Source organism: Paenimyroides marinum, from assembly GCF_900108395.1.
Taxonomy (GTDB): Bacteria; Bacteroidota; Bacteroidia; order Flavobacteriales; family Flavobacteriaceae; genus Flavobacterium; species Flavobacterium marinum.
Genome location: NZ_FNXE01000003.1, coordinates 81,172 through 95,337, shown reverse-complemented (window position 1 = coordinate 95,337; position 14,166 = coordinate 81,172). Strand labels below are relative to the sequence as shown.

The window sequence follows — 14,166 nt, the reverse complement described above, 5'->3', positions numbered from 1 at the left end:
CAGCACAGTTGTTAAAATTAGTAAACATTTTTTCATAATTTAAAATTAAGTAAAGGCTGTATAAATACAGTCTTAAATTTATTAATTAATCAACCATTAATATCAAAGCTGAACGTTGCCAATTCCGCCACTCTGACTATCATCAAAACTGTTGGTTTGGTACTGCGAACCGGATTCTTCGTTTTGCATTTCAGCTTCCTGATAAACGTCTTCGCTACAAGCTGTAAGGGCTACCACCCCGCCTAAAAAAATAAAATTTTCTTCATGATAAATTAGATTTATGAATACCCACAAGTTGTTATCACATAACCCTAAATAAGAAAACAAAAGTGGATATACTGTTTATAATATTGTAAATATAATAAATAAATTAACATAAAATTATGTATCTTATAAAAAACAGTTTCATTAAAATAAAAAAGTAACGATAAACATTACACCGTTTTGTATATAAAAAACAACAATTAGCTTACATTTAGAAAATTTAATTTTAGTACTTTAGTATAAGCAAATTTTATACATTTGCCACATTTTTTAAACAATTTTCATTTCTTGTCGGTTTTATTGGAAATACTTCAAAAATGAAAGGGGATAAATTGGAACAATCTTGGAAGGAAAAAACAGCATTAATAAGGTCACGGCAGGCTCTCTGTTAATTACGTTAGGCATCATTTACGGAGATATAGGTACATCGCCTTTATACGTAATGAAAGCCATTTTTGGTGATGCTCCTATAGAAACCAATCTGGTTTTAGGTGCAGTTTCTTGTGTATTCTGGACATTGACCATTCAAACAAGTATAAAATACGTTTGGTTAACGTTACAGGCAGACAACAACGGTGAAGGAGGGATTTTTTCTTTATACACGCTGGTCAAAAAGCTTAAAAAACGCTGGCTGCTTATCCCGGCGATTATTGGCGGAAGTGCCATGCTTGCCGACGGTTTTATTACGCCGCCCATTTCTATTTCATCTGCATTAGAAGGTTTAAAGATTTACTATCCCGATTTACAAACCATTCCTTTTGTTATTGGCATCATTTTAATATTGTTCTTTTTTCAAAGTTACGGAACCAAAACCATTGGAAAATTCTTTGGTCCCATTATGTTTATCTGGTTTTCAATGTTAGCCGTTACCGGCGCTTTACAGATTATTGAAATTCCCGAAATTTTAAAAGCGATCAATCCTTATTACGGATACCTGCTTTTAACCGAGCATCCTGAAGGATTTTACGTATTGGGGTTTGTTTTTTTATGTACCACCGGAGCCGAAGCATTATACAGCGATTTAGGACATTGTGGTATTAAAAACATCCGTGCCAGCTGGATGTTTGTTAAAGTAACTCTGGTTCTCAATTACTTTGGGCAGGGTGCTTTTTTATTATCACATCAAAATCTGCATTTGAAAACATTGTTAAACGGAACCGAATTTATCCAAAATCCGTTTTATCTGATGATGCCTCAATGGTTCATTCCAATAGGCATTGTTGTTGCTACCATGGCGGCTGTTATTGCCGCACAGGCATTAATAACCGGATCGTTCACCATGATTAACGAAGCCATGCGCCTAAATTTATGGCCTCGTGTACTGGTTAAATATCCATCTATCATTAAAGGCCAGCTTTATATCCCGTCAACTAACTGGATTTTATGTTTCGGCTGTATTTTAGTGGTGCTTTATTTTAAAGAATCAAGCAATATGGAAGCCGCTTACGGACTGGCAATTATTATGTGCATGATGGCGACCAGTATTTTATTGACTTTCTACATGATCTTAAAACGTTTCAACAAATTTATCATCACTACATTTGTATTGGTTTACAGCGTTATAGAAGTTTCTTTTTTTATCGCGAATATCGATAAGTTTTCGCACGGTGGTTATGTTTCGTTACTGGTTGCTGTAATAATTGCCGGCGTAATGAGTTTCTGGTTTTTAGGAAAACAAATCCGTAAAAATTATACCGAATTTGTAAAACTGAAAGATTATGTAGATGTGATAGAAGATTTAAGCAACGACGACAGTATTCCGCAGTATTCTACCAATTTAATTTATCTGACCAACGCCCAAAACAAAAACGAGATAGAATCAAAAGTTCTTTATTCTATTCTTTACAAACGCCCGAAAAGAGCTAATATTTACTGGATCTTACATGTAAATGTCATTGATGAACCGTACGGAATGGAATATCAGGTTAAGAAATTTTCAGACAAAATTATCCGTGTCGATTTTTACTTAGGTTTCCGCAATGCCCCAAAAATAAGCCCGTTGTTTAAAAAGGTTTTAGAAGATTTAAGTTCCTGCGGTGAATTCAATAAGTTAAGTACGTATCATTCCCTTAGAAAAAACCAGATTACCGCAGATCATAAATACGTAATCATTGAAAAAGTAGTTTCATACGATAACGATTTGCCCTGGTACGAAAAATTTGTCTTAGATTGTTACGCCTTTATCCGCAAACGAAGCCTTTCAGAAGAAAAAGCCTTTGGTTTAGATAACAGCTCGGTTAAAATTGAATATTACCCATTGCTTTTAAACAAGAATATTCAAGACATTCCGTTAAAACGTAGAAAAGATAAGGAGGATTAATCAGGATACAGAATATATTAAGCAAGTTATTAATCTCATAAATCCACTTATTATGAAAAAGCTATTCACCGGTTTCTTAGCCATTATCGCTTTTGCTTCGTGCCAGGATAAAACCACAAAAAGTACAAAACCTGATACCGAAACAGTTGAAATAACCGATACCACACCAATTAAAAAAGAAATATTGCATTTTAAGGGTACTAAGGTTTTAGAGGAAAAAGACACGCTCTCGTTTAATGCCAATACAAATGATATTGTAAACATTACCCTTAGCGTTCCTAAAGATTCAGGCAATATCCGTATTAATCAGATTATTGCACCTGACAACACAGCCGATGGTCCTTTTGGCAGAACATATAACGACACCTTACACCTTTCAGGCACTTACCACATCATTATCGGTTCAAGCCTAATGCAGGAATTTCCTTACGCCGGACCTTATGAAGTAACTGTATCCTTTAAAAAATAATGATAAACTCTTTAATAAAAAAACAGTGTAAACGCTATTTAGATTTTACACTGTTTCCTAAAATAGATTTATATCAGGCTATTTACGCTCTTTAATCAGGTAAATATAAACAGGGAAGTGGTCGCTAAAACCGGGTTCTCCGCTTAATTGATTTCGTAACGGATACCCTTTATACTGGCCCGATTTCTGAATTAGAAAGGGTTTATTGAAAATCCCTGCTTTCCAATAACGGTACGATGAATAATCTTTTTGTAAAAGAGGTTCCGTAAAAATAATCTGGTCAAAAATATCCCACGCATCGCGGTAAGCAATGGTTCCGTGACCGTCTTTATACAATTGGTACATCGGATTAAAAACTCCGCCTTTTTTCACCTCTTCTTTTTTTCCTTTGGCATCAAGTACATCCTTTACCGATTTGTTATAAGGTCCGTCATTTAAATCCCCCATGGTAAAAACTTTTGCATCCGGATTGATTTTATATAACGAATCGATGATTTTTTTGTTCAATGCCGCAGCTGCTTCACGGTTGGGGCTGCTTTTTTTTTCGCCTCCTGAACGTGAAGGCCAGTGGTTTACAATAAAGTGCATCTCTTCGCCGTCTAACAAACCGGTTACCAGCAACTGATCGCGGGTATAAATACGTTTTCCTTTGCCATTATTACTGTCTTTGTATCGGGCATCAGATTTATCATAAATGTACAATGGAATGTTTTTAGAACTTGTTGGCTTAAAGTACTTTGTTTGATACAGCAACGCTACATCAATACCACGTCGGTCGGGTGAATCATAATGAACAATGCCATACGCTGCATTTTTTAATTTGGGCATATTGACCAAATCTTCTAAAACACCACGGTTTTCAACTTCGCTTACCCCTAAAATGGTGGGCATATTTGTGTGCTCATCTGTACCGATTTCTGAAATTGCACGGGAAAGGTTTTCTAATTTTTGTTGATATTTTTTGCCGTCCCAGCTTCTATTACCCTTAGGAGTCCATTCTTCATCATAAATCCGTTCATCTCTAATGGTATCGAAAAGATTTTCCAAATTGTAAAATCCCACGGTATGAATGGTATATGATCTCTGTTGAGGTTGTGCAAACAGCGTACTTCCTATAAAAGTTATTAAAATTACCAACTTAAGTTTCATGCTTATATTAAATTAATATGAATTTTACAATAAACCTGTTTACAAAATTAGTTAATATTTATAAAATAATTAACTTTGCACTATGTTAAGTTTAGTTTAAGCTTACTTTTTTTTAAACAGCTAATTTTTAGTCTTTTATGAAAAAACTACTACTCAGTATTTTTTTGGTACTAATTACCCTAACTACTTGGGCACAAAGTACAGAGTTACGCGGAGTTGTTGTAGATTCAAAATCACAGCTACCTTTATTTAACGTAACCGCCAGTTTATCAAACACCAATTTATCGGCAAACACCAATGAACAAGGTGAGTTTGTAATTTCTAATCTGGCACCGGGCAACCAAACATTGTTAATTAATTTTACGGGGTATCTTGAGAAGAGGTTTGCATTGGAGATAACAACCGATCAGACAGTTGATTTAGGTACCATTTATCTGGAAGAAGATCTAACCTCGGAACAACAGTTGAGTTTGATTACTCTTACCGAAATTGATTTGGGCGATGACAATTCGGGTTCTGAAACAACTTCGGGCTTATTACAGGCATCGCGTGATGCTTTTCAACAAGCTGCAGCTTTTAACTGGGGGCAAGCCCGTTTTAGAGTAAGAGGATTAGATAACGAATATGGAAATACGTTTATTAACGGTATTTCTATGAACAAAATCTATGATGGTCGTCCGCAATATTCTAACTGGGGTGGATTAAACGACGCTACTCGCAATCAAGAATTCATTAACGGATCTATGCCTAACGATTATACTTTTGGCGGTATTTTAGGTGTACAGGCAATTAACACACGAGCCTCGTTTATCCGTACCGGCACACGTGTTTCATTATCAGGTGCCAACACCAACTATAATGGTAGAGCTATGATCACACACGGTTCGGGTATGACTAAAAACGGATGGGCTTATGCTGCATCGGCGTCTTACCGTATGGCTAACGAAGGCTTTTTTGAAGGAACAGACTATGATGCAAAATCATTCTTTTTAGCTATCGAAAAAAAAATAAACAATAACCACAGCTTAAACTTATCAGCGATTTATGCACAAAACAGTCGTGGTAAAAACTCGCCAAACACTCAAGAGGTGATCGATTTAATGGGTTACAAATACAACTCATACTGGGGCTGGCAAAACGGCAAAAAACGCAATTCTCGCGATAAAGATGTAGAAGAACCTATTTTTATTTTAAGCCATTACTGGAAAATCAGTGAAAAATCGAGTTTAAATACCAATGTGGCTTATCAGTTTGGAAAAATCTCAAATACCCGTTTAGAGTATAACGGAGCAAACAATCCGGATCCAACCTATTACAAAAACCTACCGAGTTATTATTTGAATTATCACGATACATCGGGTACCAACCCAATCTGGATACCTGATTATACAAATGCAGATAAAAACAGAGTTGATTTCTTAAACAATTCGCAAATTAACTGGGATCGTTTATACCAACAAAACATTTCAAAAGGATATGCTGTAAATGCGTTGTATGCCGATGTTATGCAAGACAATCAGTTAACCGCCAACACCTTGTTTAACACACAAATTTCTAACGTGGTTGGATTTAATGCCGGTTTAACCTACCGCAATTTACGTTCTGAAAGCTATCAGGAAATGATTGATTTGCTGGGAGGACAGTATTTAGAAGATAAAGATTTGTTCTTAAAAGACGAATACGGAGATGCTGACCTAAACAACCCGGACCGTAAAATTTATGAAGGCGATAAATACGGATACAACTACATTATGCACGCAAACGTTGTAGATTTATTTACACAGTTTAATTTCAACTTTAACAAGATCAATTTCTATTTAGGTCAAAACGTTTCATATACCGATTATCAACGCGAAGGTTTGTATAAAAATGCCCTTTACGCCGATTCGTCTTATGGAAAAGGTAAAAAAATTTCTTTTGAAAACTACGGTTTAAAAGGTGGGGTAACTTACAAACTGACAGGTCAGCACATTTTTAACTTCAATGCAAGCTATTACACAAAAGCACCGTCAATTCGCAACAGTTATTCAAACGCACGTATCAGCGATGCCACTGTTGATGGCTTAACCGACGAAAAAGTGTTTGGTACCGATTTAAGTTACATCATCCGGACGCCAAAATTAAAAGGAAGAATTGGAGCTTATTTTAACGAAATCAAAGATGCAACAGAAATTGCTTTCTTTTATGCCGATGGTATCGACGTACAAATGGACGACGACACCAGCAGCGATTTTGTTTCTGAAGTTACCCGAAACATTTCTAAACAAAGCATGGGCATTGAATTAGGCGCTGAATATCAAGTAACCAAAACCATTAAGGTAACTGCTGCTGCAAACTTTGGGCAAGCCATTTATTCAGACAATGCAGATGTTTATCTAAATGTTGACAGCCGTCGCGAAAACGGGTTAAACCCAATGGTAAATTACGGAACAAGTTACATTAAAAACTACCGTATTGCAGGCAGTCCGCAACAGGCTTATTCATTAGGAATTGAATACCGCGATCCAAATTATTGGTGGATTGGTGCCAATGCCAACTTTTTAACCGATTTGTATTTAGACATTTCGCCTTTACTAAGAACAAACAATTTCTTTAACGAACCTGGGCAAGGCGGGGCAGCGTTCCCTGATGTTGATACCAATGTTGCCCGCAACTTGTTAAAACAAGAAAAATTAGACGATATCTTTTTATTGAATGTACAAGGAGGTAAATCGTGGAGAATAAACAACAAAACCTTTGGCTTCTTTGCATCGGTTAATAACGTTTTGGACTTAGAATATAAAACAGGTGGTTTTGAACAAGCCCGAAATGCCAATTACCGCGAATTATTAATGGATCACGCAAGCGGCACACGCACTTTTGGACCTAAATATTTCTACGGATACGGAAGAACCTATTTCTTAAACTTATACATCAACTTTTAATTTAAAGTGATAATGAAAAATTTAAAATATATATTCCCTATAGCTTTATTAACCATTGCAGGTTTATTTACAGCTTGTTCTCCGGAAGATGAACAGGAATTACCGCAATACAGTCCCACGATTTATTTAGAAGATTTTCAAAAAGTAATCGACGGTACTTTTGACGAAACACCTTTTACAAATGTTGCCGAAAGCGGAACCAAAAAATGGTTTTCAAACTCGTATAACGGAAACGCCTATTACGAATTTTCACCTTTTAACAGTAACGAAGCCTTAAACATTGCCTGGTTTGTTACTCCGGCAATTAATTTAGACAGTGCCGTGAAAAAACGTTTAACATTCCAAAGTGCACAACACCACGTAGTAAATACCGAAAACAACTACTTACAGGTTTTTGTTTCAACCAATTTTACCGGAGATGTAACCACAGCAACCTGGAACGAACTAACGTTTAACGGACCAAAAACAGGCAGCGGGTTCAATTACGATTTCTTTAATTCAGGTGCAGTTGATTTAAGCCAATACAGCGGAAACATTCATATTGCTTTTAAAGCAACAGGCGGAACAGCAAGTGCAAATGCAGGTGCTTATATGATAGACAATATTAAAGTATTTTAATTTTTAAGATATGAAAGCAATAAAATATACATTTGCGGTACTTGCAATTGCCGCAACACTAATAACAACAAGTTGTGCAAACAGCGACGATGTTTCTGCACCAACAATTACTTACGAAACAGCCACGCCTACCATTACGTTAGAAGAATTATACGCTAAGGCAAATACCACTTTGCAGCAATATACCGACGATGATATTCTGGAAGCATACGTTTCTTCAAGCGATGAAGGCGGTACATTCTACAAATCGGTTTCTTTCCAGAATTTAGAAGGAACAAAAGGATTTTCGGTATCGGTAGATATGTACAATATCAACAACGACATGGCTCCGGGGCGTAAAGTATACATCCATTTAAAAGATCTGTATTTCACCCTTTCTCACTCCTCATTGGTTTTGGGCGATATTTATCAAGAAACAAGCGTGGGCAGAATGCGTCCGCAAGATTTTTATCAAAAAGTACGTCCTTCTGCAGAAGTTGTTCCTGAAGAAGAATTAATGAAACCCATTACATTAGCTGATCTTAAAAACGATAATTACATCAACACCTTAGTAGAAATCGAAGAAGTACAGTTTGACGATGATGCCGTTGGCAAAACGTATTACGATGCAACCAATGTAATTGGCGGGGCAACAAACCACAACATTGTTGATGCAAGCGGATCTATGATTTTCAGAACCAGTGAATTTGCCAAATTTGCCAACAGAGTTGTTCCCGAAAACAGTGGAAAGATCCGTGGGGTTTTAACCAAATTCAACAGCGACTATCAGTTTATGGCCCGCACCTTCAATGACATTCAACTAACAAATGATCGAATTGGTGAAGAACCGGGAGAAGATGAAGAACCTACGCCGCCAACCAATTTATTATTCACGGGTGCAGATTTTGAAGATTGGACTGCTTTTACAAGTGCCATCAATAACTTCGGACTGAAATCGTATGCCGTCCAAGGTATGGGAACCGGTGCGTTAGGAACAAACTCGCTGCACATAAACGGTACACCAACAGCAAACGATTACGTGTTTACCATTCTGGCTTCGGCTCAAGGAAACATTCCTGCCGCTCCAACAAAAATTACGTTCTGGGTAAAAGGAACATCGGCAAAATCGCTGTCAATAAACATCTATCGGGCTACTTCGGGCTACGATGTATTCAACGTGGGAGCTTTAGCAGGTTCTTCACTAACATTAGACAAAGCAGTAATTAACGATGCCGGCAACGGAACCAATTCTTATACAGGTGCCATAGACACCAACGGACAATGGGTAAAAATAACGCTGAACCTTGCCGATGTTGAGATTAATAAATCAACTAACGGAGATATTTTTGCTTTGAAAGTAGGAAGTAATGCTGCTTACGATTTACATATCGATAATATCGAGATTGAGTAAAAATTAATTGATACATTTGAAAAACGCCTTTAATTAAAGGCGTTTTTGTTTTTAGAATTCCCTTGAAAATTTGTAACTTTGAGCATTCTAACTGATTAAGACGCAGCTTTATCATCTTTTTCTAATTGTGAAATATAGTACGAAGGTTTTAATCCGGTTACTTTAAAAAACGCATCTGAAAAACTGCGTGCGTTGTTAAAACCAAATTCTTCTGCAATTGCACTAATGGTAAGTTTACGCAGTTTTTTATTGTCATCAAGTTCTGTTAATACAAGGTTTATGCGCAACTGGTTCAAATAGTTTGTAAAATTCTGCCCTTTACAGTTATTAATTACTTCAGATAAATATTTAGAATTGGTATTTAAATCTTTAGCGAGTGAATTTATAGTAGTTTTCGGGTTTAAATACTCTTGTTTGTCTTCAAACACATTTAGTTTTTGTAAAAGTTCTTCTGTTATTTTATCAGAAAGGCTCTTTTTACTCGTTTTGCCCCTGTTGTATACTGCTAATTCTTTTTGTTTATTTTCTTTCTCAAATTGTTTTATTTCCGGCATCACAATATGCGTTGTCCCAAGTTCAGAAAACAACCTTTGTTGGGTAAAAAGTTCATATTTTTGACGTAACGTCTTTTGTTTCTTTTTATAATAAAATAAACAAGAAACTAAAAATACAATAACTACTGTGGCAATACCAAGTATAACGTACTTTCGGTACATCTGTATTTTAAGTTCCTTTTGTAAATAATCACGGCTGGCTTCTAATTTAGTCGTTTCATACTTGGTATGCAGTACATTGCTTAATCCTTTATATTGTTTTTGTAAGTGGTTGCTAACGGTTAACAATTTTTCGGTGTAGAAAAGCTGCATCTTTAAATTGTTCGTTGTTTTATAATAGGCAATTAAATAATCATACGCTTCTAACAAATTTAAATCGCTATATTCTTTTTCATCATATAAATAATCTACTTTTCTAAATTGTTCTACCGCTTCTTCCTTTTCGTTGAGTTGCCATAAATTTTTACCTATATATAAATAGGCTAAGTGTTCATTTGCAAAATCTTCATTGTTTTTAATAACGGGTAGTGCCTTTTGCACTTTCTCTAGGGACGCTTTATATTGTTTTTGAGCAAACAGATTTTGACCATTTAATAAAAAAAGATAACCATTCTCTAATTCTAAATGATGCGTTTTCAGTTTTTTCTCCTCATTATCAAGAAAGTTTATCAACTGCGTAGCGGCATCGAATTGTTGCAAAGCAATATGATTCTTTATTTCAAATTTAACAGAACTGATATATCCCCTTAAATCATTATATGAATTTTGATTTTTGTAATAATTGGCAGTTTGGCTAAAAAACGACAAAGCTTTCTCATAGTCACCCACAAAATAGTAAATGGTTGCGATACCGTAACGTGATTTGTTTAAATTGTAAAGGTCATTCGTTTTAGAAAGCTGCTTTTCTGCCAACAGTTCATAATGCAGCGATTGCTCCATATCACGCTCCTTATAATACACCAAAGCCAGCTTGTTATAAGCCAGTCCCATGTATTTTACGTCTTGCTTTTTTATTGAAAGCTTTAATAATTCCTGTGCATGCCGAAGCCTTTCATTAAAGTTTGCACCATGAACAATATATTTACTTTTAGCGTAAAATATTTTCTCTAAATCGTCGTTTTTTTGTGCTTTATTTTCATAGGCTTTTAAATAATCAAAATACAGCGTATCGGTATTTTTATGATTATCTAAAAAATTCCCCAAGGCTTCAAACGATTGTTTTTCTAATGTGTTTTGTGCCCAACCTAAACTGCTTACAAACAATAATAAAGCAAAACAAATATATTTTTTAACAAATTGAACCAAAATATCAAGTGTTAACAACCGCATTTTATAGTGTTTTTCTACAAATTTACACAAAAATATTTAAATTTTTATTTGTTGTAAATCAGCATTTTAAACATTTTTTTAAACTGCAAATTCATGAATTTGCACAACAACTATTTGCGTTAAAAAACAAACGTACATACCTTCGGAATAACTAAAAGCAAATAAAAAATGAAAAACGCTCTTACCTATTTTTTGCCCTGCATCTTCTTATTCTGTTCCTGTACTGTAGATGATGTTTCTTATAATGAAAAAACAGAAGAGAGTAATTCTGTATTGGTTATTGATCAGCTTTTTAAAACTTTTGAAAGTAAAACACATAAAGCTCATAATAAACAGTCGCTTCAGGATTTAATCAACCAGATTGAAGCTGAAGCATTACAGGATGAAACTTTTTTTAATTTGGTTGATGAAAACTATAGCACGCCATTAGCTGCCGATATTGAAGCCGTATTGACCGATGCTGATGCTGTATTGACAAATTTAAACATACGCACCGATGTAAAAAATTATGTAAGCTCGGTTATAAATACCAATACGCAAACGGCATTAACCACTTTAAACCAAACCATAAAAAGTAACGTATTGCTTACAACAGCAGAAAAAGCAATGTTAGCAGATATCATTAGCTTTAGAAACCAACAAATTACAGAAGGTGGCGATGATGATGAATGGAACACCAGAAACATTGTAACCTATGTACAAGGTTACACCATAAGCCGTGCAAATGCGGTTTTAAACGTACTAATTATAAAAGTTATTGAAAAAGAGGATTGATACACAGTAGGCAGATAGTCGCGAATATTGAATTACTGTTGCGGGAACGGTTGCTGTACCCAAAGAAAAACTGCCAGCCAAAGTCTTATTTCTATTCAACGACTTTAACTGATGTAGAAAAAAAGGACGCAATTAACCCAGCCCAAGTCCTTATTTTTATTATTAAATGGGGCAACTAAATTTAAAAAATTATGCGTAAATTAGTATTTAGTGCATTAGCTTGCGTAGCTTTTGCAGGAAGCGGTTTTGCTTCGAATGAGATTGTTTTTGAAAAACAAGATTTTTTAGCAGAAATGAGTAATAACAACTCAGAAATTACAGAAAGTGGAGGCAATCCTTGTAAGGTTTATGTTTGGGCTACAGGTCCAGATGGCAAAAGCGATTGGAAATCTGGCGATGGTGGTTCATTGAGTTATGATGATTGTGGTAAATATAAAGACGGTTTTGTGAAAGATTTAAGAGAAAAAGGATTTACATTTGAAGAAGAGAACATCAAGGTTATATGGGGATAAAAAATAGATATTTACTTTTTATATTATTTTCTCTTTTTTTGTGTGAATCTATTTTTTCTCAGAATGCATTTTATTACGAATGGTATGTGAAAGGTAACGTTAGAGACGGTGTACTTATTTATGATAAAGATTTGAATGAGGCTGTTTATATTGATTATCTATCTACTTCAAGAAAAGTAGATAACAAATCAATTGATAGTCTAAAACTTGACAAAGACGAAAACGCAACATTCGTTTCGGCTGGTATATCAAGTTCTGACAGATATTTTTATAAAAAAGAAAACAAAATAAGCTATAAAACCGACTTATTAAAAACGCCTTTTGTAGTAAATGATACTACTTTAAATTTAAAATGGAAGTTAGAGAACGATGTTAAAGAAATAGATGGTTTTAATTGTAAAAAAGCCACTATTAATTTTCGAGGTCGAATTTGGGAAGTATGGTATACTACTTCAATACCAATGTATTATGGTCCTTGGAAATTTTATGGTTTACCGGGTTTAATTGTTGCTGCTTATGAAAGTTCCAATGAATTTTGGTTTCAATTAAAAAAAATAAAAACTGATCCAAGTTTAAAAACACCTGTTTTAGATAAAAAAAACTTTAAAGAAGCATCTTTAAAAGAGTATGATGCAATGGAAAATGAGATTATTTATGGAAATGCGATTGACAATTTTGAAAAAGTAGATTATCAAAAAAAAAGAAATGGCATAGAACTAATCTACGAATGGGAAGAAGAAACCAAATAAAAATTTCTAAATGCCAAAATTACTTTTAAGTACATTAGCTTGCGTAGCTTTTGCAGGAAGTAGTTTTGCTGCTAATGAGGTGGTTGCTTTAGATATACAAGAAATTATTAACAGTGAAAAACCTTGTACAATACAAGTAACGGTGACAAATCCAGATGGTTCAACAGGAACAAGATATGGTGATGGAGGCAACACTTCTCTTATTGGCTGTGGTGAGTTTATGGATTTTTACATGAATGATCTTCGTGAAAGAGGGTATACATTTGATTCTGAAACAGATGTAGTTTTAATATGGGGATAGTATTAATTATAAGGCTGTCTATGACAGCCTTATAAATTTATAATAAAATATGAAAAAAAATAAATACATAATAGTTTTCTTTTTTCTTTTATGCTTGATTACTTATTCACAAAATATATTTCATTATAGTTATTTTGTAAAAGGAGAGATTAGAGAAGGTGTATTATTATATGATAAAAATATTGATCAGGCTGTATATATTGATCTTTTATCTACTACAAAAAAAACTCAAAAGACAGAAGATAAAAAAATAAAAGAGGATGTTGTTGCAGTAATAACCGCTAGAACAACAGTTGCTGACAGATTTTTCTACAAAAGAGAAAATAAATTGAAATTTACACAGGGTTTGTTAAAAACAATGTATCTTGTCGATGATGAAACATTAGAAATCAACTGGAAACTTGATAAAATAGAGAAAGAAATTGAAGGTTTAAAGTGCCAAAAAGCCACTACTCAATTTAGAGGAAGAGAATGGGAGGTGTGGTACACTACCGAGATTCCAATGTATTATGGACCTTGGAAATTTTATGGCTTACCAGGGCTGATTGTCCTTGCAAAAGAAAATAATAATGAGTTTTGGTTTAAACTCGAAAGAACAGAAACTAAAAATAAAGTAGACATTCCTGTTGTAAATGTAAAAGATTATAAAAGAGTCACTTTACAAGAATTTGATAAAGATGAATCCGAAATCATGGAAGGAAAAGATGGAATTGCTTCTAGAAATTATAATGAAGAGATAAAACCTTATAAAAGAAATGGTATAGAACTTATTTACGAATGGGAAGAATAAAACAAGTAAGATTTGTTTACAAA

The 14,166-nt window shown here is 34.5% G+C and carries 13 protein-coding genes; 10 read left to right on the top strand and 3 right to left on the bottom strand.

Annotated features, from left to right (window positions below; all coding sequences use genetic code 11):
• Positions 1-102 precede the first annotated feature (102 nt).
• Positions 103-294, bottom strand: coding sequence for a hypothetical protein (locus tag BLW20_RS02055; RefSeq protein ID WP_091095807.1), 192 nt, complete (start codon positions 292-294; stop codon positions 103-105).
• A gap of 310 nt (positions 295-604) precedes the next feature.
• Between BLW20_RS02055 and BLW20_RS02050 the strand changes: the two genes are divergently transcribed.
• Together BLW20_RS02050 and BLW20_RS02045 are read left to right on the top strand one after the other, a co-directional pair.
• Complete coding sequence (locus tag BLW20_RS02050; protein WP_091095805.1) at positions 605-2,584, top strand: KUP/HAK/KT family potassium transporter; 1,980 nt, start codon at positions 605-607, stop codon at positions 2,582-2,584.
• 52 nt (positions 2,585-2,636) lie between these two features.
• On the top strand, positions 2,637-3,053 hold the full coding sequence (locus BLW20_RS02045) for a hypothetical protein (protein WP_091095803.1): 417 nt from the start codon (positions 2,637-2,639) through the stop codon (positions 3,051-3,053).
• 78 nt (positions 3,054-3,131) lie between these two features.
• On the opposite strand, the gene BLW20_RS02040 is transcribed toward BLW20_RS02045, so the two are convergent.
• Entirely contained in the window at positions 3,132-4,202 is a 1,071-nt protein-coding gene (locus tag BLW20_RS02040; RefSeq protein ID WP_177165012.1) for an endonuclease/exonuclease/phosphatase family protein, read from the bottom strand.
• Positions 4,203-4,339: 137 nt separating this feature from the next.
• Between BLW20_RS02040 and BLW20_RS02035 the strand changes: the two genes are divergently transcribed.
• From BLW20_RS02035 to BLW20_RS02025, 3 genes are read left to right on the top strand one after another with little or no spacing between them, the layout of a single operon-like run.
• Entirely contained in the window at positions 4,340-7,126 is a 2,787-nt protein-coding gene (locus BLW20_RS02035; protein ID WP_091095798.1) for a TonB-dependent receptor, read from the top strand.
• 12 nt (positions 7,127-7,138) lie between these two features.
• Positions 7,139-7,744 (top strand): DUF5017 domain-containing protein, encoded by a 606-nt coding sequence (locus BLW20_RS02030; protein ID WP_091095796.1) that lies wholly within the window; start codon positions 7,139-7,141, stop codon positions 7,742-7,744.
• A gap of 10 nt (positions 7,745-7,754) precedes the next feature.
• Complete coding sequence (locus BLW20_RS02025) at positions 7,755-9,134, top strand: DUF5689 domain-containing protein (RefSeq protein WP_091095794.1); 1,380 nt, start codon at positions 7,755-7,757, stop codon at positions 9,132-9,134.
• Between the two features lie 95 nt (positions 9,135-9,229).
• Here BLW20_RS02025 and BLW20_RS02020 read toward each other — a convergent pair whose 3' ends face one another.
• On the bottom strand, positions 9,230-11,017 hold the full coding sequence (locus BLW20_RS02020; RefSeq protein ID WP_091095793.1) for a helix-turn-helix domain-containing protein: 1,788 nt from the start codon (positions 11,015-11,017) through the stop codon (positions 9,230-9,232).
• 168 nt (positions 11,018-11,185) lie between these two features.
• Here BLW20_RS02020 and BLW20_RS02015 point away from each other — a divergent pair, with 168 nt between their 5' ends.
• The 5 genes from BLW20_RS02015 (at position 11,186) to BLW20_RS01995 (ending at position 14,143) form a co-directional block, all read left to right on the top strand.
• Positions 11,186-11,791, top strand: coding sequence for a hypothetical protein (locus BLW20_RS02015; protein WP_091095791.1), 606 nt, complete (start codon positions 11,186-11,188; stop codon positions 11,789-11,791).
• A gap of 191 nt (positions 11,792-11,982) precedes the next feature.
• Complete coding sequence (locus BLW20_RS02010; protein WP_091095789.1) at positions 11,983-12,303, top strand: hypothetical protein; 321 nt, start codon at positions 11,983-11,985, stop codon at positions 12,301-12,303.
• Positions 12,294-13,052 (top strand): GLPGLI family protein, encoded by a 759-nt coding sequence (locus BLW20_RS02005; RefSeq protein ID WP_091095787.1) that lies wholly within the window; start codon positions 12,294-12,296, stop codon positions 13,050-13,052. The genes BLW20_RS02010 and BLW20_RS02005 overlap by 10 nt, the downstream gene beginning before the upstream one ends.
• Before the next feature lie 10 nt (positions 13,053-13,062).
• Positions 13,063-13,353, top strand: coding sequence for a hypothetical protein (locus tag BLW20_RS02000; RefSeq protein ID WP_091095785.1), 291 nt, complete (start codon positions 13,063-13,065; stop codon positions 13,351-13,353).
• A 49-nt stretch (positions 13,354-13,402) separates the two neighbouring features.
• A complete protein-coding gene (locus BLW20_RS01995; RefSeq protein WP_091095783.1) occupies positions 13,403-14,143 on the top strand; it encodes a GLPGLI family protein in 741 nt (246 codons plus the stop codon).
• Positions 14,144-14,166 lie beyond the last annotated feature (23 nt).

Excerpts from the sequence above, each read along its gene's own strand:
- BLW20_RS02045 (WP_091095803.1), top strand. The coding sequence starts at position 2,637 with ATGAAAAAGCTATTCACCGGTTTCTTAGCCATTATCGCTTTTGCTTCG.
- BLW20_RS02040 (WP_177165012.1), bottom strand. The coding sequence starts at position 4,202 with ATGAAACTTAAGTTGGTAATTTTAATAACTTTTATAGGAAGTACGCTG.
- BLW20_RS02035 (WP_091095798.1), top strand. The coding sequence starts at position 4,340 with ATGAAAAAACTACTACTCAGTATTTTTTTGGTACTAATTACCCTAACT.
- BLW20_RS02030 (WP_091095796.1), top strand. The coding sequence starts at position 7,139 with ATGAAAAATTTAAAATATATATTCCCTATAGCTTTATTAACCATTGCA.
- BLW20_RS02025 (WP_091095794.1), top strand. The coding sequence starts at position 7,755 with ATGAAAGCAATAAAATATACATTTGCGGTACTTGCAATTGCCGCAACA.
- BLW20_RS02020 (WP_091095793.1), bottom strand. The coding sequence starts at position 11,017 with ATGCGGTTGTTAACACTTGATATTTTGGTTCAATTTGTTAAAAAATAT.
- BLW20_RS02015 (WP_091095791.1), top strand. The coding sequence starts at position 11,186 with ATGAAAAACGCTCTTACCTATTTTTTGCCCTGCATCTTCTTATTCTGT.
- BLW20_RS02010 (WP_091095789.1), top strand. The coding sequence starts at position 11,983 with ATGCGTAAATTAGTATTTAGTGCATTAGCTTGCGTAGCTTTTGCAGGA.
- BLW20_RS02005 (WP_091095787.1), top strand. The coding sequence starts at position 12,294 with ATGGGGATAAAAAATAGATATTTACTTTTTATATTATTTTCTCTTTTT.
- BLW20_RS02000 (WP_091095785.1), top strand. The coding sequence starts at position 13,063 with ATGCCAAAATTACTTTTAAGTACATTAGCTTGCGTAGCTTTTGCAGGA.
- BLW20_RS01995 (WP_091095783.1), top strand. The coding sequence starts at position 13,403 with ATGAAAAAAAATAAATACATAATAGTTTTCTTTTTTCTTTTATGCTTG.